Origin of the sequence: Skermanella sp. TT6, from assembly GCF_016653635.2 — a bacterium.
Taxonomy (GTDB): Bacteria; Pseudomonadota; Alphaproteobacteria; order Azospirillales; family Azospirillaceae; genus Skermanella; species Skermanella cutis.
On sequence record NZ_CP067420.1, the window covers coordinates 364,011 to 389,490 of the forward strand.

22 protein-coding genes and 1 other RNA gene are annotated in these 25,480 nt (G+C 68.3%); 13 read left to right on the forward strand and 10 right to left on the reverse strand.

The window, feature by feature from the left end:
• Positions 1-3: 3 nt before the first annotated feature.
• On the reverse strand, positions 4-1,893 hold the full coding sequence (locus tag IGS68_RS01725) for a DNA polymerase III subunit gamma/tau (RefSeq protein WP_201076845.1): 1,890 nt from the start codon (positions 1,891-1,893) through the stop codon (positions 4-6).
• Positions 1,894-2,011: 118 nt separating this feature from the next.
• An RNA gene (gene ffs / locus IGS68_RS01730) (signal recognition particle sRNA small type) lies at positions 2,012-2,109 on the reverse strand.
• A gap of 122 nt (positions 2,110-2,231) precedes the next feature.
• Between ffs and nudC the strand changes: the two genes are divergently transcribed.
• Positions 2,232-3,140 (forward strand): NAD(+) diphosphatase, encoded by a 909-nt coding sequence (gene nudC / locus IGS68_RS01735; RefSeq protein ID WP_201076846.1) that lies wholly within the window; start codon positions 2,232-2,234, stop codon positions 3,138-3,140.
• 15 nt (positions 3,141-3,155) lie between these two features.
• On the opposite strand, the gene IGS68_RS01740 is transcribed toward nudC, so the two are convergent.
• Positions 3,156-4,022: a prephenate dehydratase gene (locus tag IGS68_RS01740; RefSeq protein WP_201076847.1), complete on the reverse strand. Its 867-nt coding sequence runs from the start codon at positions 4,020-4,022 to the stop codon at positions 3,156-3,158.
• A 39-nt stretch (positions 4,023-4,061) separates the two neighbouring features.
• On the reverse strand, positions 4,062-4,874 hold the full coding sequence (locus IGS68_RS01745; RefSeq protein ID WP_201076849.1) for a 3-deoxy-manno-octulosonate cytidylyltransferase: 813 nt from the start codon (positions 4,872-4,874) through the stop codon (positions 4,062-4,064).
• Positions 4,875-5,067: 193 nt separating this feature from the next.
• On the opposite strand from IGS68_RS01745, the gene IGS68_RS01750 reads away from it, so the two are divergent.
• The 10 genes from IGS68_RS01750 to IGS68_RS01795 all read left to right on the forward strand — a co-directional run bounded on the left by IGS68_RS01750 (position 5,068) and on the right by IGS68_RS01795 (position 17,083).
• Positions 5,068-5,607, forward strand: coding sequence for a c-type cytochrome (locus IGS68_RS01750; RefSeq protein WP_201076851.1), 540 nt, complete (start codon positions 5,068-5,070; stop codon positions 5,605-5,607).
• Between the two features lie 41 nt (positions 5,608-5,648).
• Positions 5,649-6,464, forward strand: a complete 816-nt coding sequence (gene hisN, locus IGS68_RS01755) for a histidinol-phosphatase (protein WP_201076853.1) — start codon at positions 5,649-5,651, stop codon at positions 6,462-6,464.
• Between the two features lie 129 nt (positions 6,465-6,593).
• Positions 6,594-7,256 carry a hypothetical protein gene (locus IGS68_RS01760; RefSeq protein WP_201076854.1) on the forward strand — a complete coding sequence of 221 codons (663 nt, stop codon included), beginning with the start codon at positions 6,594-6,596 and terminating at the stop codon, positions 7,254-7,256.
• A 383-nt stretch (positions 7,257-7,639) separates the two neighbouring features.
• Entirely contained in the window at positions 7,640-9,448 is a 1,809-nt protein-coding gene (locus IGS68_RS01765) for an extracellular solute-binding protein (RefSeq protein ID WP_201076855.1), read from the forward strand.
• A gap of 129 nt (positions 9,449-9,577) precedes the next feature.
• Positions 9,578-11,422, forward strand: coding sequence for an extracellular solute-binding protein (locus IGS68_RS01770; protein WP_201076856.1), 1,845 nt, complete (start codon positions 9,578-9,580; stop codon positions 11,420-11,422).
• Between the two features lie 37 nt (positions 11,423-11,459).
• The gene (locus IGS68_RS01775) at positions 11,460-12,569 is read left to right on the forward strand and encodes a microcin C ABC transporter permease YejB (RefSeq protein ID WP_201076857.1); all 1,110 of its coding nucleotides are present in this window, start codon (positions 11,460-11,462) and stop codon (positions 12,567-12,569) included.
• Positions 12,569-13,717 carry an ABC transporter permease gene (locus tag IGS68_RS01780; protein WP_247881127.1) on the forward strand — a complete coding sequence of 383 codons (1,149 nt, stop codon included), beginning with the start codon at positions 12,569-12,571 and terminating at the stop codon, positions 13,715-13,717. The genes IGS68_RS01775 and IGS68_RS01780 overlap by 1 nt, the downstream gene beginning before the upstream one ends.
• A 33-nt stretch (positions 13,718-13,750) precedes the next feature.
• Complete coding sequence (locus tag IGS68_RS01785) at positions 13,751-15,376, forward strand: ABC transporter ATP-binding protein (protein ID WP_201076858.1); 1,626 nt, start codon at positions 13,751-13,753, stop codon at positions 15,374-15,376.
• A complete protein-coding gene (locus IGS68_RS01790; protein WP_201076859.1) occupies positions 15,373-15,807 on the forward strand; it encodes an RDD family protein in 435 nt (144 codons plus the stop codon). Before IGS68_RS01785 ends, IGS68_RS01790 begins: the two co-directional genes overlap by 4 nt.
• Positions 15,808-15,883: 76 nt before the next feature.
• Entirely contained in the window at positions 15,884-17,083 is a 1,200-nt protein-coding gene (locus IGS68_RS01795; protein ID WP_201076861.1) for a pentapeptide repeat-containing protein, read from the forward strand.
• A 26-nt stretch (positions 17,084-17,109) separates the two neighbouring features.
• Here the strand turns inward: IGS68_RS01795 and IGS68_RS01800 are convergent, their stop codons facing one another.
• Positions 17,110-18,084 carry an Rpn family recombination-promoting nuclease/putative transposase gene (locus IGS68_RS01800; RefSeq protein ID WP_201076863.1) on the reverse strand — a complete coding sequence of 325 codons (975 nt, stop codon included), beginning with the start codon at positions 18,082-18,084 and terminating at the stop codon, positions 17,110-17,112.
• 187 nt (positions 18,085-18,271) lie between these two features.
• Between IGS68_RS01800 and IGS68_RS01805 the strand changes: the two genes are divergently transcribed.
• Complete coding sequence (locus IGS68_RS01805) at positions 18,272-19,198, forward strand: 2-hydroxyacid dehydrogenase (RefSeq protein WP_201076865.1); 927 nt, start codon at positions 18,272-18,274, stop codon at positions 19,196-19,198.
• 6 nt (positions 19,199-19,204) lie between these two features.
• On the opposite strand, the gene IGS68_RS01810 is transcribed toward IGS68_RS01805, so the two are convergent.
• The 3 genes from IGS68_RS01810 to IGS68_RS01820 form a co-directional block, all read right to left on the reverse strand.
• Entirely contained in the window at positions 19,205-20,038 is an 834-nt protein-coding gene (locus tag IGS68_RS01810; RefSeq protein WP_201076867.1) for a C40 family peptidase, read from the reverse strand.
• Positions 20,007-20,450, reverse strand: a complete 444-nt coding sequence (locus IGS68_RS01815) for a MarR family transcriptional regulator (RefSeq protein WP_201076870.1) — start codon at positions 20,448-20,450, stop codon at positions 20,007-20,009. Before IGS68_RS01815 ends, IGS68_RS01810 begins: the two co-directional genes overlap by 32 nt.
• An 80-nt stretch (positions 20,451-20,530) precedes the next feature.
• Positions 20,531-21,919, reverse strand: a complete 1,389-nt coding sequence (locus tag IGS68_RS01820) for a leucyl aminopeptidase family protein (protein ID WP_371821874.1) — start codon at positions 21,917-21,919, stop codon at positions 20,531-20,533.
• 176 nt (positions 21,920-22,095) lie between these two features.
• Between IGS68_RS01820 and IGS68_RS01825 the strand changes: the two genes are divergently transcribed.
• Positions 22,096-22,740, forward strand: coding sequence for a glutathione S-transferase family protein (locus IGS68_RS01825; RefSeq protein WP_201076872.1), 645 nt, complete (start codon positions 22,096-22,098; stop codon positions 22,738-22,740).
• A 16-nt stretch (positions 22,741-22,756) separates the two neighbouring features.
• Here the strand turns inward: IGS68_RS01825 and IGS68_RS01830 are convergent, their stop codons facing one another.
• Together IGS68_RS01830 and IGS68_RS01835 are read right to left on the reverse strand one after the other, a co-directional pair.
• Complete coding sequence (locus IGS68_RS01830; RefSeq protein WP_247881128.1) at positions 22,757-23,929, reverse strand: TAXI family TRAP transporter solute-binding subunit; 1,173 nt, start codon at positions 23,927-23,929, stop codon at positions 22,757-22,759.
• Positions 23,930-24,122: 193 nt separating this feature from the next.
• Positions 24,123-25,436 (reverse strand): MFS transporter, encoded by a 1,314-nt coding sequence (locus tag IGS68_RS01835; protein WP_201076874.1) that lies wholly within the window; start codon positions 25,434-25,436, stop codon positions 24,123-24,125.
• Between the last annotated feature and the right edge of the window lie 44 nt (positions 25,437-25,480).

Sequence of the window (25,480 nt, forward strand, 5' to 3'; positions counted from 1 at the left end):
GGCTTAAAACTCTCCTATGTCGTCCAGGTCGGACGGGGCTTCCTCGTAGAAATCGGTCTCGAGGGCGTCTTCCGCAAGCGCTCCGTCGGAGGTGGGTTCCGGTTCCGTCAGATCGCGCACTTCGGATATCTCGGCGCCGGGGAAGATGTCGAGCACCGCGCGCACCACCGGATGCCGGGCCGCCTCCTCCCGCGCCTGGGTCTTGGCGTTGCGGTCCTGCTCGCTCAGCGTCGGCTCGCCGGGCGCGCCGGAGATCGTGACCATCCAGCGCCGGCCGGTCCATTCCGTCAGCAGCTTGCCGACCCGGCCGGAAAGCTCCGCCACGGCGCGGTCCTTCGGGCGGATCTCCAGCCGGCCCGGCTCGCACCGGACGCAGTGGACGCTGCTGTAGAGCTGGCCGTACAGCGAGCCTTCGCGCATCTCGCCGAACAGCTCGACCACCTCCCGGAAGGTCTTCGGCTCGGGCAGCGGCTCCGCTTCCGCGGCCTGTTCCGATGGGGCCTGTTCCGAAGGGGCCTGCTCGGGGGCGGCTTGCGCCGTGACGGCTGTCTCCACGGCCGGCTGGGCGGAGCCGGCCTGGATCCGGGGCGGGGCGGAATGGGCCACCGCCAGGGCCGGACCGTTCGCCCGGGCGCCGCCTCCGCCTCCGCCGCTGCCGCCGGCCGGCCCACCCGAGGCCGCGCCGCCCTGGAGCTGGCGGATCAGGTCGGCCGGGTTGGGCAGGTCGGCGGAATAGGCGAGGCGCACGAGCACCATCTCGGCCGCGTCGAAGGGCACCGGCGCGCTCTGCACCTCGCCCAGGCCCTTCAGCAGGATCTGCCAGGCCCGGGTCAGCGCGGGCATGCCCAGTCTGCCCGACAGCTCGCCGCCGCGGACCCGTTCCGTCTCCGGCGTGCCGGGGTCCGTCGCCGTCTCCGGCACCACCTTGAAGCGGGTCAGGAAATGGGTGAAATCCAGCAGGTCCTGGAGCACCACCACCGGGTCGGCGCCGCTGCGGTGCAGGTCGGACAGGATGTCCAGGGCGTCCCGCGGCTGCCCGGTCATGGCCGACTCGAACAGGTCGACCACGCGGGCGCGGTCGGCCAAGCCCAGCATGTCGCGCACCTGGACCGCCGTCAGCCGCTCCCCGCCGAGCGCTATGGCCTGGTCGAGCAGGCTCAGCCCGTCGCGCGCCGAGCCGTCGGCGGCCCGGGCGATCAGCGCCATGGCGTCCGGCTCGACCGTCACGCCTTCCGCCTCGGCGACGCGGTTGAAATGCTTCACCAGAGTCTGGCTGTCGATCCGGCGCAGGTCGAATCGCTGGCAGCGCGACAGCACTGTGACCGGAACCTTGCGGATCTCGGTCGTGGCGAAGATGAACTTCACATGCTCGGGCGGCTCCTCCAGCGTCTTCAACAGGGCGTTGAAGGCGTTCTTGGTGAGCATGTGGACTTCGTCGATGATGTAGACCTTGTAGCGCGCCGACACCGGACCGTAGCGCACGCCGTCGATGATCTCGCGGATATCGTCCACGCCGGTCCGGCTGGCGGCGTCCATCTCCATCACGTCCACGTGCCGGTCGGCGGTGATGCTGCGGCAATTGTCGCAGACGCCGCAGGGCGTGATGGTCGGCCCGCCGGTCCCGTCCGGGCCGGTGCAGTTCAGCGCGCGGGCGATGATCCGGGCGGTCGTGGTCTTGCCCACCCCGCGGACGCCGGTCAGCATGAAGGCATGGGCCAGCCGGCCCGAGCGGATCGCGTTGGTCAGCGTCCGGACCAGCGCCTCCTGGCCCACCAGTTCGGAGAAGTCGCGCGGACGGTACTTGCGCGCCAGCACCCGATAGGCCTTGCCGCCGGCTTCGGACGCGCCGTCGGCAGGCGCGGAGGTCAGGGGAGGGAGGGTCTGATCGGTCAACACGATACTCTGGCGTCGGGCAACGGCGTTGCGGCCAGTCTAATCCCCGACGTCGGCTTGTCGAAGCGGAAAGACGAACCGGCGCGGAGTGTCGGATGATGCTGGGGAAAAACCTGGGGTGGGAGGCTGGACGAACGACCCGAGCCGAAACTCGTTACGGCTGCTTCCTTCCGGACCTGACCGGGTTGGCGAGGGACTCGTCCGCCGCCAACCTCCCGACGCCTATATGGCGCGCGGCGGCGCGCGGAGCAAGGGGAAACGCGCCGCCCCGCGCGCGGGGCGGCGATCCGGGATGAACTCCCTTCCCGAAACCGGTCCGGTGTGCCACCTATATCGCCATGCCAAACAAGCCAAACTTCTACGCCGGCGGCGTTCTCGACAGGGTATCGGCGCAGCGCAAGGACCAGAGCTGGATCGACGCCGTGTTCGCGGCGGCCGAGACCAGGATCGTGCCGATCTGGCGCGCCCAGAACTTCGTGGCCGGAGGAGCCGACCTGCCTCGGGCGGGGCTGCTCTCGGTGGCGGATCTTCCCGAGGGAACGGAATACGTGCTGCTGGGCCTGCGCGACGGCACGGCCTATTTCGCCGCCGACCTGTCCCATGTCGAGGACCCGGCGGTCCATCCCGGACTTTCCGCACGGGGCAGCTTCGCCGACCTGCGCAGCTTCGGCCCGCTCATGGCGCCGGAGGAGGGCAATATCCTGGCCTATGCCCGCGGCCTGACCTGGTGGCATGCTCGCCACCGCTTCTGCGGCGTCTGCGGCCATCCCACGGTCAGCGCGGAAGGCGGCCATGTCCGGCGCTGCACCAATCCCGACTGCGCCACGCCGCACTTCCCCCGGACCGATCCCGCGGTGATCATGCTGGTCCATGACGGCGACCGTTGCCTGCTGGGCCGCCAGTCGCGTTTTCCGCCGGGGATGTATTCGACCCTGGCCGGGTTCGTCGAGCCGGGCGAGAGCCTGGAGGAGGCGGTCGCCCGCGAGGTGCTGGAGGAGACCGGCATCCGGGTGGGCGAGGTGACCTACCACTCGTCCCAGCCCTGGCCGTTCCCCTCGTCGCTGATGCTGGGCTTCCATGCCGAGGCGGTGAGCCGGGACATCAGCATCGAGCAGGACGAGCTGGAGGATGCCGGCTGGTTCAGCCGCGAGGAGATCCTGACCACCTGGGGCGAGGGCGGGACCCACCGCCTGCCGCGGACCGACTCGATCTCGCGCCGGCTGATCGAGGACTGGCTGCACGGCTGAGGCCGCCGGGGTTCCTCAATCGTCGCCGTGGGCCTGGCTCTGCTCGCGGCGGAAGGGATGGGCGGGGTAGACGCCCAGGATCTTCACCTCGCGGGCGAAGAACTCCAGCTCCTCCAGGGCAAGGCGCAGGGGGCGCTCCTCCGGATGGCCCTCGACGTCCGCGTAGAACTGGGCGGCGGTGAAACGGCCCTCGACCATGTAGCTTTCCAGCTTGGTCATGTTGACGCCGTTGGTCGCGAACCCGCCCATCGCCTTGTAGAGCGCCGCCGGCACGCTGCGGACCCGGAATACGAAGGTGGTCACCACCGGGCCTGAATTGGGCGCCGGGTGGACCGGCTCCCGCGCCATGATCAGGAAGCGCGTGGTGTTGTGCTGGGCGTCCTCGATCCCCTGCTGCAGGGACTTCAGCCCGTAGATCTCCCCGGCCAGCTCCGACGCGATGGCGGCTTCCGTGACGTCGCCGCGCTGGGCGATCTCGGCCGCGGCGCCCGCGGTGTCGGCATGGGTGATCTCGCGCAGGCCCAGCGCCCGCGTCACCTTGCGGCACTGGGACAGGGCCTGGATGTGGCTGCGCACGACCTTGATGGTGTCGAGCGTGGCGCCGGGCGGCGCCAGCAGGTGATGGTTCACCCGCTGGAAATGCTCGCCGATGATGTGCAGCCCGCCCTGGGGAAGCAGGTAATGATTGTCGGCGACCCGGCCGGCGACCGAGTTCTCGACCGGGATCATGCCCAGCTCCGCCTCTCCCCCATGCACGGCGGCGAAGACGTCCTCGAACGTGGCGCAGGGCAGCGTCTTGCGGTCGGGAAAGACGTTGCGGCAGGACAGGTCGGAGTAGGCGCCGGGCGAACCCTGGAAGGCGATCAGGCTGGATCTGGACATGGGACCGGAGAAAAACGGGAACGGGGGAGGGGACCGGGATCAGCGCTTGAGGAGCACCCGGGCCCGGGCGAGGTCGGCCGGAGTATCGACGCCGAGCGGAACCGCGTCAACGACGGCCACGTCGATCCTCATGCCTGCGGCCAAGGCGCGCAACTGCTCCAGCCGCTCCTGCTGTTCCAGGTGCGACGGCGGCAGCGACACGAACCGGGCCAGCGCCGCGCGCCGGTAGGCGTAGAGGCCGATATGGTGCAGCAGCGGCGCCTCCCCGGTGGGGGCGGTGGCGCGGGTGAAATAGAGCGCCCGGCCGCGCCGGGCTCCTGGCGCCCGCTCGACCACCGCCTTGACCACGTTGGGATTGCCGCGCTCCGTCGCGTCCTCGATCTCCACCGCCAGCGTGCCGATGTCGACCTCGGGCTCGTCCAGCAGCGCGTAGGCGGCGCGGATCGTCTCGGGCGATATCGTCGGCAGGTCGCCCTGGACGTTGACCACCGAGTCGAACCTGCCTTCCGGATCGAAGGACCGGAGCGCCTCGAAGATCCGGTCGGAGCCGGAGGGATGGTCCGGCCGGGTCAGCACGGCCTGTCCGCCGGCCTTCGTGACGGCGTCGGCGATCTCGGCCTCCGCGCAGGCCACCAGGACCGGGCCGATGGCGGCTTCGGCGGCGCGGCGCCAGACATGGACGATCATTGGCTCGCCGTGGATGTCGGCCAGCGGCTTGCCCGGCAGCCGCGTGGAGGCGAGTCGCGCGGGCACGATGACGACCGGGTTGACCGGAGCCTCGCCCCGGGATCCGGGATTTTCGGTTCCGCCATCGCTTCGGGCGGGATTGTTCTGAGCAGGATCGGTTGGCATGGTGGCCATCTGCGACATTTGGGTTATAGCTGTGCGTGCGACATTTCGTCCCGAGGGTCAAGCTTCAAAGCGGCTGACCCCCGCGCCCCGGGACCCTATGTTGCGGACAAGGAAACAACAAGCCGCTGCGCGTGACAGCAGCCGGCCCGGCCGCTATCGTGCGGTGATTACAAGGGAATTGGGGACTCGCGGCATGTCGAGCATGGAATTCAACAAAATTTCCGGCGCCGTCCTTCTGGGCGGCCTGATCGCGATGATGTCCGGATTCATCGCGGAAGTACTGGTCGCGCCGGAGCATCTGGAGCAGAACGCCTACGTCGTGGACACCAGCGCGGTCACCACGTCGGCCCCCGCCGAGGAAGGCCCGGCCGAGCCGGAGCCGATCGCCCCGCTGCTCGCGGCCGCCGACCCGGCCGCCGGCGAGCGCGCCTCGCGGGCCTGCGCCTCGTGCCACACCTTCGAGAAGGGCGGCGCCAACAGGGTCGGCCCGAACCTGTGGGGCGTCGTCGGCGGTCCGCACGGCCACATCGAAGGCTTCGCCTACAGCTCGGCCATCGCGGACATGCCCGGCAACTGGGACTACGAGGCGCTCAACCATTTCCTGCTGAACCCGAAGGACTATGCTCCGGGCACCAAGATGAACTTCGCCGGCATCAGGCGGGCCGAGGACCGGGCGAACCTGATCGCCTGGCTGCGCACCCAGGCCGACGAGCCGGTGCCGCTGCCCGAGTAACCCTACCGACCCCCCTCCCGTCCGACCGGATGACCAGAGACATGACGGATTCGAACAACACCGATCAACCGGTCACCCCGTCGGGCGAGACGGTGGATCTGGCGTGCCGCCTCGCCGATGCCGCCGGCACCGTGATCCGCAGGTATTTCCGGACGCCCTTCGCGGTGGACGACAAGCCGGACAGTTCGCCGGTCACCGTCGCCGACCGCGAGGCCGAGGCGGCGATCCGCTCGATCCTGGCCGCGGAGCGGCCGGACGACGGGATCGTGGGGGAGGAGCACGGGACGACCAACCCCGACGCCGAGTGGCTGTGGGTGATCGACCCGATCGACGGCACGAAGTCCTTCATCACGGGACGCCCGACCTTCGGCACCCTGGTGGCCCTGCTCCACCGGGGCGTCCCCGTGCTGGGCGTGATCGACCAGCCGATCGTCGGCGACCGCTGGATCGGAGTCGAGGGGCGCCCGACCACGCTGAACGGCAAGGCCGCGCGGGTTCGGGCCTGCCCGACGCTGGGGCGGGCCACCCTGAACACGACGTCGCCCGACCTGTTCGGCCAGCATGATTTCACGGCCTTCCGTCGCGTCGCGGACGAGGTCAAGCTGACCATGTACGGCGGCGACTGCTACGCCTACGGGCTGCTGGCCGCCGGATTCGTCGACCTGGTGATCGAGGCCGGGCTGAAGCTGTACGACTTCGCGGCCCTCGTCCCCGTGGTCCAGGGGGCCGGCGGGATCATGACGGACTGGACGGGAGCGCCGCTCGGCCCCGGTTCCGACGGCCGCGTGCTGGCCGCCGGCGATATAGCCGGCCATACGGAAGCGTTGCGGCGGCTTGGCGTTATGCCGTTCGGTTGATATCCCGGCATTCTTTTCGCTTTCTCCTGCCCATCGCCCATCGCCATCTGATAAGAGTCGAGTCCGCGCGGCCACCGACGCGCCGCGCCGCTCCCTCACCCTTGCGCTTGAGACCAGGGAATGTCTGCCATGCTGATCCCGAAACCAGCCCAGTCAGCTTACGAGAACGCCGACACGGACATCCGCGAGATGCTCGACCGGATGATCGCCGAACTTCAGGCCACCCCTTCCTGGGAACAGCGCAGCACCCAGTTCCTCGAGATCATCGACGCCCTGGAGCTGGCGTTCGAAGGCGACGAGGATGCGGACGACGAGTATGACGACGACGGGGCCGACGGGCTGGATACGGCCGCCCTGGACGAAGACGACCTCGATGACGACGATGAGTTCGACGGCGTCGAGTTCGATGACGACGAGGACGACGAATATGTGGAGCAGGCCGCGTCCGACGGAAAGGTGAACGGCTGGCACGGCGACGATGTGGTTCCGGCCGACGACGGGGATGACGATGCCGTCGTGGTCGAGGAATTCGCCGACGTTCTGCCCTTCTATGTCGGCGCCGTCCTGGAGCGGCTGGGCGAGACCAAGATCGAGCGTCCGGAGCAGGCCGCCTTCTACCTGCTGTCGTGCCACCCCGAACATACGGAAGCGGCGCAATCCTGGCTGGAGAAGGGCGCCAACATGAAGCGGTTCCAGAAGTTCGTGGACGAGACGCCCGACTACGAGGCGATCCTGGAGATGATGGACGACCGCTACGGCGAAGAGGACGCCGACGAAGACGAGGACGAATGAGCGGGCATCCGGTCCCGTGCCGCCGGGTGGGTTCGAAAGGGTTTCGCGGTGGCGATCATGCTCCATATTGTCATGACCGGACTTGATCCACGACTGTCCGGCACGGTGATTGCCCCATCAGGAAAAGTATTGACCGTAGGCAGAAATACTCCCTTTCCGTCATGGCCGGACTTGATCCGGCCATCTTGTCGCGGGTTTCATCGGGGCTCCGTGGCCGGAGATGCCCGGATCAAGTCCAGGCATGACGACTTAAAGAAGAAAACCGGGCCTTGTAAACTTCCCTTGGTTGATCTTGCGGACGCCTTGCCGGCAGTCGCGCAACGAGTCCGGCCAGGGTGCGGGCGCCGATCGGTCGCTCCGGAAAGCCATACGGGGGAATAACGATGAGACTCCTCTTCGCCGTTCCCATGCTGCTGTTCGTCCTGGCTTCCGCCGGCCATGCCGAGGATGCCGTGACCCGGACGCATGCGCTGGCGGAGTTCAGCACGCCGAAACACGGTGCTGGCTTCGCCCGTTTCGACTATGTCGATCCGGCCGCCCCGAAGGGCGGTGCCGTCGTCATGGCCGAGCCGGGAAGCTTCGACAGCCTCAATCCGATCATCCTGCGCGGGCAGGTCCCGCGCAGCCTCGACATCGTCTCGGAGACCCTGTTCACCGGATCCGGGGACGAGCTGGACGTGGTCTACGGCCTGCTCGCCGAGAGCGCGGAATATCCGGCGGATAAGAGCTGGGTGGTGTTCACCCTGCGCCCGGAAGCCCGGTTCCACGACGGCCATCCGGTGACGGCCGCCGACTTCGTTTTCGGCTGGAAGGCCATCGAGCAGCATGGCCGGCCCTTCCTCAAGAGCTTCCTGGAGGATATCGCGGCGGTCGAGGCGCTGGACGAGCATCGCCTGAAGGTGAGCTTCAAGGGAAGCGGCGAGATGAAGCCGCTGATCCGCGCCGCCGGCATCCTGGCGCCGGTGCCCGAGCACTGGTGGACGGCGGAGGGCCGCGATATTTCGAAAACGACCCTGGAGCCGCCGCTGACCAGCGGCCCGTACCGGGTCAAGGCGGTCGATCCCGGCCGGTCGATCACCTACGAGCGGGTGCCCGACTATTGGGGCCGCGACCTGCCGCCCAATGTCGGCCAGAACAATTTCGATACCATCCGCAGCGACTTCTACCGCGACGACGACGTGATGTTCGAGGCGTTCAAGGGCGGCGCCTACGATTTCCGGCAGGAGAACCGGGCCCAGCGCTGGACCTCGGGCTACGATATTCCCCAGGTGAAGGACGGCAGGATCGAGAAGCGGGCGATCGCCAACGAGCGGCCGTTCGGCGCGCAGGGCATCCGGTTCAACATGCGCCGGCCCCAGTTCGCCGACCCGAGGGTGCGCCTGGCGCTCTCGTACCTCTACGACTTCGAGTGGCTCCAGAAGAACATCCTGTACGGCCAGTACCGCCGGGTGAAGAGCAACTTCCCCAACAGCGACTTCGGCGCCGGCGGCCCGCCGACTCCGGCGGAGCTCGCCATCCTGGAGAAATATCGTGGGCGCGTCCCGGAAGAGGTCTTCACCACCGCCTACGATCCGCCGGTCACCGACGGATCGGGCAACAACCGCGACAATGTCCGCAAGGCCATGGCGCTGTTCCGCGAGGCGGGCTTCCAGACCCGCGACAACAAGCTGGTCGATGCCAAGACCGGGCGGCAGCTTCGGATCGAATTCCTGGACGACAGCCAGTCCATGGTCCGGGTGATGCAGCCCTATGTCACGGCGCTCCAGCGGGTCGGCATCGACGCTTCGATCCGGATCGTCGACAGCGCCCAGCACCAGGCCCGGACGGACGATTTCGACTTCGACGCCGTCATGGTCTTCTTCAACTTCTTCCCGCCGCCGGGTACCGAGCAGCGCAGCTATTTTGGGTCGGCCGCGGCCGACGTGAAGGGGTCGGCCAACTATGCCGGCATCAAGGACCCCGTGGTCGATGCGCTGATCGAGGAGGTCGTCGCGGCGAAAGACCTGGAGACGCTTCAGGCGACATCGCGGGCGCTCGACCGGGTACTGCTGTGGCAGCACGCCATGATCCCGCAATGGTATAATGACCAGACCTGGATCGCCTATTGGACCAAGTTCGGCTGGCCGGAGCGCAAGCCCAGGTACGAGGTGGGCTTCCCGTCGACCTGGTGGTCCAAGGAGGCCGCCCGTTGAGGCGTTTCGCCTTGATTAAGCCCGATTCGGCTGCAAAAGGCAGAAGGACGGGAACGCCGGAACGAGCGTCACGCCGGGAACGATTGTCACGCAACGATGCGGCCAGGCCGCGGGAGAGATGAGGGCCGGATGAAGAGACTGCTTGCCGCCGCCGTTTGCCTGGGAAGCCTGCTGCTGGGCGGGACCGCCCCCGCCCTGGCCCAGGATGCCGGAGGGAAGATCACCCGGACCTGGGCCATGGCCGAGTTCGGCGAGCCGCTCTACGGCCCGGACATGCAGCACTGGCCCTATGCCAACCCCGACGCGCCCAAGGGCGGCTCGGTCGTGCTGGGAGCCTTCGGCAGCTTCGACAGTCTCAACACCTATATCCTGCGCGGAAGCTGGCCTTCCGGCATCGGGCTGATCTCCGACAGCCTGATGACGGGATCGGGAGACGAACTGTCCTCCGCCTACGGCCTGATCGCCGAGTCAGCGGAGTATCCCGAGGACAAGAGCTGGATCGTCTTCAACCTGCGGCCGGAGGCGCGCTGGCAGGACGGCCAGCCGATCACCGCCGACGATTTCAAGTTCGCCTTCGACACCATCAGGGAGCACGGGCGGCCCTTCCTCCAGAGCTTCTACGAGGATGTCAGCGGCATCGAGGTGCTGGACCCGCGACGCCTGAAGTTCACCTTCAAGACCCGCGACAGCATGAAGCCGCTCCTGACGGTGGCGTCCGCCTCCCCTTTGCCGCGGCACTGGTGGACGGCGCAGGGGCGCGACATCACCAAGACCACGCTGGAGCCGATCCTGGGCAGCGGCGCCTACCGGATCCGGTCGGTCGACGCGGGGCGCTCGATCACTTACGAGCGGGTGCGAGATTATTGGGCGGCCGACCTGCCGGTGAACCGCGGGCTGAACAATATCGACCAGATCCGGTACGACTACTACCTCGACGACACGGTGCTGGCGGAAGCCTTCATGGCGGGCCGGATCGATTTCCGGCAGGAGAACCGCGCACAGCGCTGGAACCAGAGCTACGACGTGCCCGCCGTCAGGAACGGCAGCATGATCAGGCGGGTGGTGCCGGACCAGACCCCGCGCGGGACCCAAGGCTATATCTTCAACCTGCGGCGGCCGCAGTTCCAGGACGTCCGGGTGCGCGAGGCGATCACCCATCTCTATGATTTCGAGGCGATCCAGCGGACGCTGCTGTTCGGCGAGTACCGGCGCGTGAAGAGCTGGTTCCCCAACTCCGAGTTCGGCGCCGACGGCCCGCCCGACCCCAAGGAGCTGTCGATCCTGGAGAAGTACAGGGACAGGGTCCGGCCGGAGGTGCTGACCAGGGCCTACGAGCCGCCGGCGACGGATGGGTCCGGCAACATCCGCGCCAACCTGCGGGAGGCGCTCCGGCTGTTCAGGGAAGCCGGCTGGGAGCTGAAGAACAACCGGCTCGTCAATCCGGCCGGCGAGCAGATGCGGATCGAGGTCCTGCTGGTCAGCCCGGCGCTGGTCCGCCTGACCGAGCCGTTCGTGCAGAACGCCAGGCGCGCCGGCATCGACGCCTCGATCCGCGTGGTGGACACCTCCCAGTACCAGGTGCGGATCGACGACTTCGACTATGACCTGCTGTCGGTCGCGCTGAACTTCTTCCCGCCGCCGGGCGCCGAGCAGCGCAGCTATTTCGGATCGGCCGCCGCCGCGACCCGGGGTTCGGCCAACCTGGCCGGCATCAAGGACCCGGTCGTGGATGCGCTGATCGAGGAGCTGATCGCCGCCAAGGACCTGGAAACGCTGGCCGCGACCAACCGGGCGCTGGACCGGGTTCTGTCCTGGGGCTGGTACCAGATCCCCCAATGGTACAACGACGAGTCCTGGCTGGTTTACTGGAACAAGTTCGGCTATCCGGAGAAGATGGCGAGATACACGATCGGCTTCCCCACCACTTGGTGGATCGATACCGGCAAGCAGGCATCCGTCCGCTCGCCCGGCTGAAGCGGCAAGTTGGAAAGCAGCGATTGAGGAGACGAGGATGCTGGCTTACATCGTCCGCCGCCTGCTGCTGATCATCCCGACCCTGCTCGGGATCATGGTGATCAACTTCCTGATCGTGCAGGCGGCTCCCGGCGGCCCGATCGAGCAGACGCTCGCCCAGCTCCAGGGGACGGGCGTCGATGCCACGGCGCGGATCGGCGGCACGTCGGGCGGCGGCGACCTGCCGCCCCAGGCACAGCAGTCGGGCGGCGAGCAGGCCGCCGGTCGCTACCGGGGCGCCCAGGGCCTGGACCCCGAGTTCATCAGGCAGCTGGAGCGGCAGTTCGGCTTCGACAAGCCGCTGCACGAGCGCTTCTTCCAGATGATGACCAGCTACCTGACCTTCGATTTCGGAACCAGTTACTTCCGCGACCAGCGGGTGATCGACCTGGTGATCGACAAGCTGCCGGTGTCGATCTCGCTGGGGCTGTGGACCACGCTGATCACCTACCTGATCTCGATCCCGCTGGGGGTCCGCAAGGCGGTGCGCGACGGGTCGAAGTTCGACATCTGGACCAGCGGCGTGGTCATCGTCGGCTACGCCATCCCCAGCTTCCTGTTCGCCGTGCTGCTGATCGTCCTGTTCGCAGGCGGCCGCTACCTCGACTGGTTCCCGCTGCGCGGGCTGACCAGCGAGGGCTGGGACCTGATGCCCTGGTGGCAGCAGGTGCTGGATTATTTCTGGCACATCACCCTGCCGGTGCTGGCGCTGGTGATCGGCGGCTTCGCCGGCCTGACCATGCTGACCAAGAACAGCTTCATGGAGGAGGTCAACAAGCAGTACGTCATCACCGCGCGCGCCAAGGGCCTGAACGAGCGGCGGGTGCTGTACGGCCACATCTTCCGCAATGCCATGCTGATCGTGATCGCCGGGTTTCCCGGCGCCTTCATCGGCATCCTGTTCACCGGGTCGCTGCTGATCGAGGTGATCTTCTCGCTGGACGGGCTGGGGCTGCTGGGCTTCGAGGCGGCGATCAACCGGGACTATCCCGTGATGTTCGCGACGCTCTACATCTTCACGCTGCTGGGACTGCTGATGAACCTGATCGGCGACCTGACCTATGTGGCGGTCGATCCCCGCATCGATTTCGAAGCGAGGAGGACGTGATGGACGATGCCCGAACCGTTCCTCCCGCCGCCCCGGCGGACCGTTTCCTGGGCATGCGCATCACGCCGATCACGCGGCGGCGCCTGCACAACTTCAAGGCAAACCGGCGGGGATTCTGGTCCCTGTGGATCTTCCTGATCCTCTTCGTGCTGAGCCTGTTCGCCGAGTTCATCGCCAACGACAAGCCGCTGCTGATCCGCTACGACAACGCCTTCTACATGCCGATCTTCACGGTCTATCCGGAGACCACCTTCGGCGGCGAGTTCGAGACCCAGGCCGATTACCGCGACCCGTTCGTGCGCGACCTGATCGACGAGAAAGGCTGGATGATCTGGCCGGTGATCCGCTACTCCTACCGGACCATCAATTACGACCTGACCGTCCCGGCGCCGGCGCCGCCGTCCGCCGAGAACTGGCTGGGCACCGACGACCAGGGGCGCGACGTGGTGGCGCGGCTGATCTACGGCTTCCGCATCTCGATCCTGTTCGGGCTGACGCTGACCATCTTCTCCTCGATCATCGGCATCGCCGCGGGCGCGGTGCAGGGCTATTTCGGCGGCACGACCGACCTGCTGTTCCAGCGTTTCATCGAGATCTGGTCGGGGCTGCCCACGCTCTACCTGCTGATCATCCTGGCCAGCGTGGTCGAGCCGAACTTCTGGTGGCTGCTGGGCCTGCTGCTGCTGTTCAACTGGATGAGCCTGGTCGGCGTCGTCCGGGCGGAATTCCTGCGCGCCCGCAATTTCGACTATGTCAGGGCGGCCCGCGCGCTGGGCGCCGGCGACGTGCTGATCATGGTCAAGCATGTGCTGCCCAACGCCATGGTCGCGACCCTGACCTTCATGCCCTTCATCCTGAACGGCTCGATCACCACGCTGACCGCGCTTGACTTCCTGGGCTTCGGGCTGCCGCCGGGCTCGCCGTCGCTGGGCGAGTTGCTGGCCCAGGGCAAGGCCAACCTGCAGGCGCCCTGGCTGGGCCTGACCGCCTTCTTCACGCTCGCCATCATGCTGAGCCTGCTGATCTTCATCGGCGAGGCGGTGCGCGACGCCTTCGATCCCCGGAAGTCGGTCGGCCCGCTGCCCCGCAAGGGCCTGACGGCCAAGCCGGCCGTGGCTGCGCCGGAGAAGAAGGCGGCGGCGGAATGAGCGGCGCGGAATGAACAGAGGGAAACCATCAGCATGACCGACCTGCTCTCCGTCCGCGACCTGGCGGTCGATTTCCGGCTGTCGGGCGGCGAGGTCCGTGCCGTCCGGGGCGTCTCCTTCGATATCAAGGCGGGCGAGACCCTGGCGCTGGTCGGCGAGTCCGGCTCCGGCAAGTCGGTGACCGCCCTGTCGATCCTGCAGCTCCTGCCCTATCCCATGGCGGCGCACCCGGCCGGCAGCAGCATCCGCTTCAAGGGGACCGAGCTGGTGGGGGCTGAGGAGAAGACGCTCCGGGAGGTGCGCGGCGACCGCATCGCCATGATCTTCCAGGAGCCGATGACCTCCCTGAACCCGCTCCACAGCATCGAGAAGCAGATCAACGAGACGCTGTTCCTGCACAAGGGGCTGACCCGCTCGGCCGCCCGGCGACGGACGCTGGAACTGCTGCGCCTAGTCGGACTTCCGGAAGCGGAGAAGCGGCTGGCGGCATATCCCCACGAGCTGTCCGGCGGCCAGCGCCAGCGCGTCATGATCGCCATGGCGCTGGCCAACGAGCCGGACCTGCTGATCGCGGACGAGCCGACCACCGCGCTGGACGTGACGATCCAGGCCCAGATCCTGGAGCTGCTGAAGGACCTCCAGCGCCGTTTCAACATGGCGCTGCTGCTGATCACCCACGATCTCGGCATCGTGCGCAAGATGGCGGACACCGTCTGCGTCATGAACCAGGGCGAGATCGTCGAGAAGGCCTCCAACAAGGAGCTGTTCGCCGGCCCGCGCCATCCCTATACCCAGCGGCTGCTGGCGGCGGAGCCGAAGGGCAACCCGGCGCCGCCGCCCGACGCCGCCGCCGACGTGATGACCGCGCGCGACATCAAGGTCCATTTCCCGATCAAGAAGGGGCTGTTGCGCCGGACGGTCGATTATGTCCGGGCGGTGGACGGCATCAGCGTCACGGTCCGCGAGGGGCATACCGTCGGCGTGGTCGGCGAATCGGGGTCGGGCAAGACGACCCTGGGGCTGGCGCTGCTGCGCCTGCATGCCAGCCAGGGCGCCATCCGCTATGACGGCAAGGACATCCAGGGCTGGCAGGCCAAGCAGATGCGCCCGCTGCGCCGGGAGATGCAGGTCGTCTTCCAGGATCCCTACGGCAGCCTGAGCCCCCGCCTGTCGGTCGCCCAGATCATCGAGGAGGGGCTGAAGATCCACGGCATCGGCAGCAGGGCAGAGCGGGAGGTGATGATCGCCCGGTCGCTGGAGGAGGTCGGGCTGGATCCGGCCAGCCGCAACCGCTATCCGCACGAGTTTTCCGGCGGTCAGCGCCAGCGGATCGCGATCGCCCGCGCCATGGTGCTGAAGCCGCGCTTCGTCGTGCTGGACGAGCCGACCTCGGCCCTGGACATGTCCGTCCAGGCTCAGATCGTCGACCTGCTGCGGGACTTGCAGGTGAAGCACAACCTGGCCTATCTGTTCATCAGCCACGACCTGAAAGTGGTAAGGGCGCTCTCCAACGAGGTGATCGTGATGAAGGACGGCAAGGTGGTCGAGTCGGGTCCGACCCGGCAGATCTTCGAGGCGCCCCGGCAGGACTATACCCGGGCCCTGATCGCCGCGGCGCTGAACCTGGTCGCGGTCAAGACCTCCGACGTGCGGATGTGACCGGCGGTTTCCGGTTCGCCGGCTTCTGGATCCGGGCCGCGGCGGCCCTGGTCGACGGGTTCGTCCTCGGGCTGCTATCGGCCTTCATCGGCATCGTCGTCGTTTACGCGATGCTGTGGATCGGCGTGGGGGAAGGGACGGCCCAGGGCGTCGGTCAGGTGCTGAGCACGGTCGTGGCGATCGCCTACTATACCGGCTTCCATTCCTCCGAGCGCCAGGCCACGCCGGGCAAGCGGGTGCTCGGCATCCATGTCATGACCCGCGACGGCGGCCGGCTGACCCCGGCGCGGGCGCTCGGGCGGTACTTCGCGCTGATCCTGTCGGCGATCCCCTTCGGCCTGGGCTACCTGATGGCGGGATGGACGAGGGACAAGACGGCGCTCCACGACCTGGTCTGCTCGACCCGCGTCGTCTACGACTCGCCGGCCTGAGTTATTATCTACTTAAGATTCTTGGCGGATAGTCGTCCTCGTCCTACCGCCCCAGGCTGAGTGCCAGCAGCTCACGATGTCCCATCCGGCTACCGGCCACAGCGCCGCCTACATCGCCGAGCTGAAGAAGCGGCTGAACTCCCACCGAAAGTGGGTGATCGGCACGCGCGGCGGCGTGCAGGCCGACCTCAGCTTCTACGACATGTCGCAGCTGCCGCTGGGCGGCGTCGTGCTGCGCAACGCCAAGCTGGTCGGCACCTCGTTCGCCCGCAGCAACCTGTCCAGGGCCGACCTGAAGGCCGCCGTGCTGATGATGGCCGAACTGGAGGGGGCGGATCTCAGCCAGGCCGATCTGCTGGGCGCGGACCTGCGCGGCGCCTGCTTCAACGGCGCCAACCTGGCGGAGGCGAACCTTGCGGGCGCGGACCTGCGCACCGGGTCGCTGGGCGCGGTCAGCACCCGGCAGCAGCCCAGCGCCGGCACGGTGGTCAGCCGGCGCACCGAACTGATGGACGCCAACCTGAACCGCGCGATCCTGGTCGGCTCCAACCTGGGGAACTGCGACCTGACCGGGGCGGAACTGGTCGATGCCGACCTGTCCGGGGCGGACCTGACCGGCGCGATCCTTGTATCCACCGACCTGTCCGGCGCCACTTTGAAGAACACGACGCTGACCGGCGCCGTCCTGTCCGGCGCCGTGCTGGATGCCGACGCCGTCGCCCGCATGGCCCATCTGGGCATCAACCCGGACGGCAATCTGGAGTCGCTGGGCGAGCGATTGTTCGAGCTGCTCGCCCATCACCAGGAATGGCTGGACAGCGAGGGCCGGTCCGGCCAGCGGCTGGAACTGGATCTGGCGGATCTCAGCGACGCGCCCCTGGGCGAGGTCGACCTGTCCGCCGCCAAGATCCAGCGCTGCAACCTGCGCAATGCCAATCTGACAGGCTCCAACCTGATGATGGCCGACCTCAGCTACAGCAACCTGAGCGGTGCGGACCTGAGCGGTGCCAACCTTTCCGGGTGCGGTATGCGCCGGGTCAACCTGACCGGCGGGTCGCTGCGGGACAGCGTCCTGCTCAGCGTCCCGGTCGGCGACCTGGAGCGCCCCTGGCCGACCAACCTGCAATATGCCAGGCTGAACGACTGCGACCTGCGCTGCCGCGCCGCGGCCGGCGTGATCCTCCGCCATGCCGACCTGACGGGGGCCCGGGTCAACATGGCGCTGATGAAGGGCAGCGACACCAGCGGGGCCAGGTTGCCGACGACCCGGGGGTGAAGGGAGGGCGGCCGCGGGGCCGTGTCTCAGTTCGCCCTGTGCTCGGCGAACACCTCGTCCAAGGTCGCGGCATCGAGGATGATCTCGGCCCAGGTGTTCAGCTGGTCGTCGGAGGCGCCGGAAATACGCTCTGCCCGGTCTTCCGGTACGGAGCCGAAGCGCCGCCTCAACTGGCGCAACAGAATCTCTGCCTTGCCCCTCGCTTCGCCGATCAGAATGCCTTCCGCCCTGAATTCATCAGCTATGGTCATGAGCCTTGTCTCCTGGCCTGGAACGATTTCCCTCAGCGCGTTTCGAAGTATCGCCGCTTCGACGGCGTTCGGTTCCGCCATAATGTAGCGCACCAGGGCGATCAGGTCATCAGGGCCGAGGGCGAGAGCGGCCCGTCCAAGCCTGACCAGCGTGTGGTGGAGGTCGCCGTCCCTGCTGCCATGCTTCAGGATCAGCAGCCCGACCCGGAGCCTTTCCGCCTTCGACAATCCCCCGTCGTCGATCCGCCCCAGGTCCAACAGGGAGTAGCGGAAATCCAGAACATGGGGGCGCATGGCCTCGTCGCCGAGATCCAAGCAATCGGCGAAATTCAGCGGGATCCGCCATTCCGCCTCGCCATGATAGACGACCAGGGGGAAGATCGGGGGCTGCTTCCTGACCCTGCCGTCCGCGTCCCGGCCTTCGCGCCTGTCCCAATCCTGCCAGATGCGCGTCTCGTAGCCGAGCAGTTGCAGGTCGATGCGCGGGTCCGGCGACGATTTGTGCTCCATCAGCACATAGATGAAGGCGGCACCGCCGGTCCGGGTGGTGACGCCGTAGAGCCGATCCGTCCGGTATTCCCGAAGCTCCTTGTCCACGAAGGTGCCGGGCAGGAGAACGGGATCGGCGGGCGAGATCAATTCGGTCACGGCCTTGGGCAGCCTTTCGCGGATCAACGCGCCGGCGGTGCCGGGGTGGTCCAGCAGGTGCTTGAAGAACTGATCATGTCGCTGGATCAGACGGGATTGCATGATGTCGCGGCGGCTCGGCGCAGGAAGTTCATGCGGGAGTAGTCGCACGCGCGCCCGGCATCGGCGAGCCGATAATCTTGAGGTCCCTGCGGCATAACCGACCGCGTCTCCCGCCCTTGCCGGACGGCGGGAGCTGTGCCAGGACTTGGCGCATCCATGATCCGTCATATTCGAAGGGTTCTCGCCGATGACTATCCTGTTCCTGTCCCCGTCCGATGATCCGGCCGAATGGCTGCCGGAACTGACGCGCCAGATCCCGGGGCGGGAGATCAGGGTCTGGCCGGACGCCGGCGACCTGTCGGAGATCGACTACGCCCTGGCATGGCGGCCGCCGGCCGGGGTGCTCGGCCGGCTGCCGAACCTGAAGGTGATCTTCTCGCTCGGGGCGGGCGTGGACGGGGTGCTGAGCGATCCCGACCTGCCGGACAAGCCGCTGGTCCGCATGGTGGAGCCCGGCCTGACCGAGGGGATGACCGAATATGTCGTCCTCCAGGTGCTCCACTGGCATCGCCAAGCGGAAGCCTACCGGGCGCAGCAGGAGCGGCGGGAGTGGCGGCAACTCGATCAGAAGCTGGCCCGCGAGCGCCGGGTCGGAGTGCTCGGCCTCGGCGTGCTCGGGGCCGACGCCGCCCGGGTCCTGAAGGAACTGCGTTTCGACGTCGCGGGCTGGAGCCGTTCGCCCAAGGATCTGCCCGGCGTCACCTGCTTCCACGGCGCCGCCGGACTGCCGGAGTTCCTGGCCCGGACCGAGATCCTGGTCTGCCTGCTGCCGCTCACGCCCGAGACCGCCGGCATCCTGAACTGGGAGACGCTGGCCGCCCTGCCGCGGGGGGCCTGCATCATCAATGCCGCCCGAGGCGGGCATGTGGACGAATCGGACCTGCTGGCGGAGCTGGACAGCGGCCATATCGCCGGAGCCAGCCTCGACGTCTTCGCCGAGGAGCCGCTGGCCCCCGACCACCCCTTCTGGAGCCATCCGCGGGTGCTCGTGACGCCCCACGTGGCCGCCGTCACCCATGCCCGCACGGCGGCCGGCCACATCGCCGAGCAGATCCGGCGCTTCGAGGCGGGATTGCCGCTCGAGGACCTGGTCGATCGCACGCGCGGCTACTGACGGGTCCTAGAGCCGGCGCACTCCCGTGATCCGGGCGCCGCGGCCGACCACGTCGGCCAGCGGCTCCTCGGTCACCGTCATGTGGAAGGCGTTGGCGTGGATCAGTCGTTCCGGCCCCGTCATGATGCCGACATGGCCAGGGAAGAACACGAGGTCGCCGCTCCGAAGCGCCTCTCCCTCCGGCACCGCCCGTCCCAGCGAGGCGCCCTGCTGGTCGCTGTCGCGCGGGGCCGCGAAGCCGGCCGCCGCCAGTGCGATCTGTACGAGCCCGGAACAGTCCAGCCCCAGGCTGGTCTTGCCGCCCCACAGGTAGGGCACGCCCAGCAGACGGCGGGAGGTGGCGACATAGTCCGGCTGGTGCGTGCCCAGTTCCGCCAGATGCCCGGCGAAGACCCAGCCGCCCTGCGCCAGCTCCACGAAACCGTTCCGCTCCCCGGCCGCCGCCACCCCGGCGGTCAGGCTCAGCACGTCGAGCGGCGGGGTCTTCAGGTCGGGTTCCGGAAACAGGAAGCTGCGCAGCGCGGCGACCCGGTGGGTCGGCTCCGGGGTCTCCTCCCACAGCGTGTCGAGCCGCAGGTAGCCGACGTAACCGTCGCCGGAAAGCTGGCCCCAGACCCAGCCGTCCTGTTCCTCGTAGATGGTCACCGTCTCGCCGAACAGGGCCTGGGTCGTCTGGCGGGCCGCGAAGTCGGGCGAGCCCTTGACCGTCGCGAAGCCGGCCCTGATCTGGCAGGGCACTCCCTCGATGAAGCGGTCGGCCTGGACCATGCCTTGCAAGTGCGCCGCGGCGAGGTCGGGGCGGTAGGGGTTAATCCGGGGATCCGGCAAGGACGCGGTCATGGACGGCCTCCATCGCGGGTTCCGGCACCGGGTCCGGCGGGGATGCGCCATGCCCGTCGCCCAGGACCCCGTCGCCCCGGGCCAGATGCTGCGACTCCAGCACCAGATGCGCGAACTCGGTCAGGAAGACCGATCCCTTGACCGTGCGCTGGACCAGGACGTTGCGCCGGTCGGCCTCGTCGCGCTTGCGGCGGATGAATCCCAGGCGGCCCAGCCGGTCGAGCGCGCGGCTGATCGCGGGCTTCGAAATGTTCAGGGTGGCCGCCAAGCCGCGCACCGTGTGGGGCGGCGGCGTCAGGTAGACGGTGAGCAGCAGCGCCAGTTGCCGGGAAGACAGGTCCGGCCCCGCCTGCCGCACGTTCGTTACGAGAACGTGGCGCCAGAGATCGAGGGCTTGAAGCTTCTGCGGCATGCGCTGACTCCCGATACCGAACCCGCGCGTATCGGGTTTCGACCGAGAGAGTGCCGAAACAAGTTGAAATCGGCAAGTATTTAACTCTTTTTGCCATAGCGGCCTTCCAGATAGGCGAAGACCGCGCGCATGCCCAGGGCTTCGCCGCCCTCCGGCCGGCCGGGTTTCGAGGACGGGTTCCAGGCCATCACGTCCAGGTGCGCCCACGGGATCGTCTTGTCGACGAAACGCTCCAGGAACAGGGCCGCCAGGATCGCCCCGGCGAAGGGGCCGCTTCCGATATTGTTCAGGTCGGCGACCTTGCTTTCCAGCATCTTGGCATAGGGCTGGTGGAGCGGCAGCCGCCACATCGGGTCGGCCTGGGCCCGGGCCGACGCCAGCAGCCCGTCGGCCAGGGCGTCGTCGTTGCAGAACAGGGCGGGAAGCTCGGTGCCGAGCGCGACTCGGGCGGCGCCAGTCAGGGTCGCGAAGTCGATGATCACGTCGGGCTTGTCGGTCGCCGCTTCCGCGAGCGCGTCGCACAGGATCAACCGCCCCTCCGCGTCGGTGTTGCCGACCTCGACGCTCAGGCCCTTGCGGGTCGCCAGGACGTCGAGCGGCCGGAAGGCGTCGCCGGAGACGGAGTTCTCCACCGCCGGGATCAGCACGCGCAGGCGGACCGGCAGCCCGGCCATCATGATCATGCGGGCGATGCCCAGCACGTGCGCGGCGCCGCCCATGTCCTTCTTCATCAGGAGCATGCCGCTGGACGGCTTCAGGTCGAGGCCGCCGGTGTCGAAGCAGACGCCCTTGCCGACCAGCGTCACCCGCGGGGCGGCCTTGTCGCCCCAGGTCAGGTCGATCAGGCGGGGTTCCCGGGCGCTGGCCCGGCCGACGGCGTGGACGGCGGGATAGTTCTTCTTCAGCAGGTCTTCCCCGACGGTCACCTTGACCTTGGCCTTGAACTCGGCGCCCAGCGCCTCGGCCGCGGCGGCCAGTTCGGCGGGACCCATGTCGGAAGCGGGGGTGTTGATCAGGTCGCGCACGAGATACGTGGCGGTCGCGGTGCGCTCCACCGCGTCCCGGTCTGCGCCGTCCGGCCAGACCAGCGTCGCGAAGCTCCGCTCGTTCTTCGACTTGTAGCGGGTGAAAGCGTAGCAGCCGAGCGCCCAACCGAGGGCCGCCCTGGTGGCGGTGCCGGCGTCCAGGCCCGCGTCGATATGGTAGGCGCCGGCCGGCAGGGATGCGGGAAGGGAGGCGTAGGCCCAGAGGTCGGCGTCGGCGTCGACGCCGACCAGCACGCGGGCAAGGTTCCCGCCGTCGCCCGGCAGAAGCGCCGTCTTGCCGGACTCGGCCTTGAAGCCGATGCCGGCGACCCAGGCGCGCACGCCTGCCGGCTGATCCGCGAGCCAGCCTTCGAGGCCATCCTTCGTGACGGGGGTGAGCGGGATCGAGTCCGTCCCGGCCTTCGGGCGCATGTGGGTCAGCAAGTGGCTGTTCCTTCGTCGCGATCATGGTTGCGGTGCCCAGAACATGGAGCACCGGGCCGCCGCTGAAAAGATGGAACCGTCCGGCGCGCCGTTTCCTATCGGGACGCTTTCGAAACCGCGCGATAGCAACTAGTCTCCCGCGCGACCTTCACCCTTCGCAGATCCGGCGGTTCTTCATGAGCGATCTCACCCTCGTCATCGGCAACAAGGCCTCGTCATCGTGGTCGTTGCGTCCCTGGCTGGCCCTGAAGCAGATCGGCGTCCCGTTCCGCGAGATCACGGTCCCGCTGCGCCAGGCGGAAACCAAGGCGGAAATCCTCCGGCATTCCCCCGCCGGGAAGGTGCCGGTGCTGCGCGACGGCGACGTGACCGTCCATGACTCGCTGGCGATCCTGGAATACCTGGCCGAAAGCCATCCTGAGGCCGGCCTGTGGCCCGACGACCGGGGTGCCCGGGCCGCCGCCCGGTCGATCTCGGCCGAGATGCATTCCGGCTTCGTCGATCTGCGCCGGAACATGCCGATGGACGTGACCGACAAGCATCCGGGGGAGGGGCGTACGCCGGAGGTGCTGGCCGACATCGCCCGGATCACCGAGCTGTGGCGCGACGCGCGGGCGCGTTTCGGCGCGGACGGCCCCTTCCTGTTCGGCCGGTTCACGGTCGCCGACGCCATGTACGCGCCGGTCTGCACCCGTTTCGACACGTACGGGGTGGAACTGGACGAGGTCGCCCAGGCCTATGTCGGCACGGTCCTGGGGCTTCCCGCCATGCGCGAATGGTACGCCGCCGGTGCCGCCGAACCCTGGGGAGCGCTGCTCTGAGAGGGGTTTCCCGAGCCTATTGGGCCGGGGGGACGGGAACCGGGAGGGCGGGCATGGGGTCGTCCTCGGGGCGCTCCGGCTCCTGGAGCGGCTCGACCTTCGGCTCGGCGCCGTCGTCCTCCAGCACGCCGGCTTCCCGGTAATAGCGGGCGGCGCCGGGATGGAGGGGGGCGGCGAGGCCCCTCGTCGCGGTGGCGAGCTGGATCGACGGCCCCTTCGGGTGGCCGTTGTCCAGCAGGCGCCGGGTGCTGGGATGCCACAGCGCGCGGGTGATGCCGTAGACCAGGTCATCCGGGACGTCGCCGCGGACCAGCCACTGGGCGCCGACGCCCAAGGTGCGCGTTTCCGAAACGCCCTCGTAGACGCCCTCGCCGATCACGGATTCGGTGAAGAAGGGCAGCCGCTCCTTCAAGCTTCGGCCCTGCGCGTCGTCGAAGGACAGCAGCCGGATCGGCGTGCGGGCGGCCGCCTCGGCGACGGCGGAGACGGGATGCCCGCCGACGATGAAGAAGGCGTCGATCCCGCCCTCCACCAGCCGGTCGCCGGCCGGACCCGGCTTCAGGTACCGTGGATCGATCTCCGTTTCCGCGATGCCGTAGGCTTCCAGGATGACCCGGGCCTCGACCAGGGTGCCGGACCCCTCCTCGCCGATCGAGACCACCTTTCCCTTCAGGTCGGCGACGCTGCGGATGTCGCTTTCGGCGCGGACCACGAGATGGACCGTCTCGATATAGAGGTTGGCGATGGTGGTGAGCTGCTCGAACGGCTGCTGGCCCTTGTAGGGGCCGGTCCCCTTGCGGGCCCAGAAGGCGATGTCCGCCTGGGACAGCGCCGATTCCAGGGTCCCGGTCCGCATTTCCTTCAGGTTCTCCACGGAGCCCTGGGTGGCCTGGGCGACCGCGATCACGCCGGGTACGCCGCAGCTTCCGCCGCGATCGCAGGGCCGGGATCCCGGCGGGTTGCTGATCGCGTTGGCCAGCATGCCGCCGACGGGAAAATACGTGCCGCCGGTGGTCCCGGTGCCGATCCGGAAGAACCGGATGTCGTCCGCGCGCGGCCCGCCGGCCATGGGGACCAGCAGCATCGCGGCCGTCGCCGCCGCGACCAGGGCGGCCATCAGGATGCCGGCAACCGCGCGCGCGGCGATGGTCGGGCGGCGGCGCCGGGCGGCGGACAGGTCGGGAAACACGGCAGACGGCCTTCCAGTGGGGGTACGGCATCCCGAAGCGGAACCGGCCGGTCCCGCGCAATGACGCTTTACCAACTTGAGACGAAAGAGATGGCCTCAATATGGCGCAAAGGCATTACGCGTTTAATAACGCCGCCATGTCCGGTTTATTTCCGGCCCGATCGGGCTAAGGCCGCTGCCCGCCCGCCCCCGGTCACTCCGCCGCCTGGGCCTGCATCCGGTCCGGCGGGTCGAAGTCGAAGGCGAGCTGGTCCGCCTCCTGCCCGGCCGCCTCGGCGCGCGGGTTCAGTTCCAGCGCGATCGGCGTGGTCGCGGTCTGCGGCATCGGCACGAAGGCGCCCTGTTCCTCCAGCGGCTTCGCTTGGCGGGCCGTCATGCGGTAGAGCGTGAACAGCACCAGGACGCCCGCGATCGACCCGATATAGAAGAACAGCCCGTTGAATCCGAGCACGCCCATGACCTGGGACGCCAGGACCGGCCCCACCACGGACCCCACGCCGAACATCAGCAGCAGCCCGGCGCTGGCCGGCACGACCTCGTCCGAACTCATGAAGTCGTTCGCATGGGCGAGGGCGATCGGATAGATCGAATAGGCGAGGCCGCCGTAGAGGCCCAGCATCGCCGCGAAGGCGAGGTTCGGGACGTTGTCGGCGAAGGCGAGGGCCACGGCCGCGGCGGAGACGCCGGCGATGGCCGCCAGGAAGACGGTCCGGCGGTCGAACCTGTCGGACAGGCGTCCCATCGGGAACTGCATCAGGAAGCCGCTGAGGATCGCGACCATCATGAACAGTCCGACATCCTCCACCGTGCCGCCGCGCGCCTGGACATAGACCGGGCCCATGCTGCCGAAGGCGCCGTTGATCAGCCCGGCCCCGATGCAGCCGGCGACGCCCAGCGGGGAGATCCGGACGATCTCGATCACGCGGAGCCGGTTGGTGCCGACGGTGCCCGGGCTCTGGACCCGGCTCAGCGCCAGCGGAACCAGCGACAGCGCCACCAGGATCGCGACCAGGCTGAAGATCTCGAACCCGTTGGGATCGATCACCGTGATCAGCGACTGCGACGCGCCCAGGGAGAGATAGTTGACGGTCATGTAGACCGACAGCACCCGGCCCCGCACCGTGTTGGAGGAGGAGGCGTTGATCCAGCTCTCGGTGATGGTGAACAGCCCCGCCAGGCAGAAGCCCGCCACGACGCGCAGCAGCAGCCAGACGATCTGGTCCACCACGATCGCGTGGACCAGCGCCGAGATGGCGGCCAGCGCCGCGAAGGCCGCGAAGGCGCGGATATGGCCGACCCGCTCGACGACCCTGGGGCAGCGCAATGTTCCGAGAACGAAACCGACCGAGTAGGCCGCCATGATGATGCCGATACGGTCGACCGGGAAGCTCTCCGCCCCCATGCGCACCGCCAGCAGCGTGGAGAACAGGCCGTTGCCCAGGACCAGGATACCGAGGCTGACCAGCAACGGTAGAATGGCGGCGAAAACCTGCCGCAGATCCGACATCCACTCCTCCTGACGGGGTTTCGGCCGGCCAGCCCGGCTTCCCC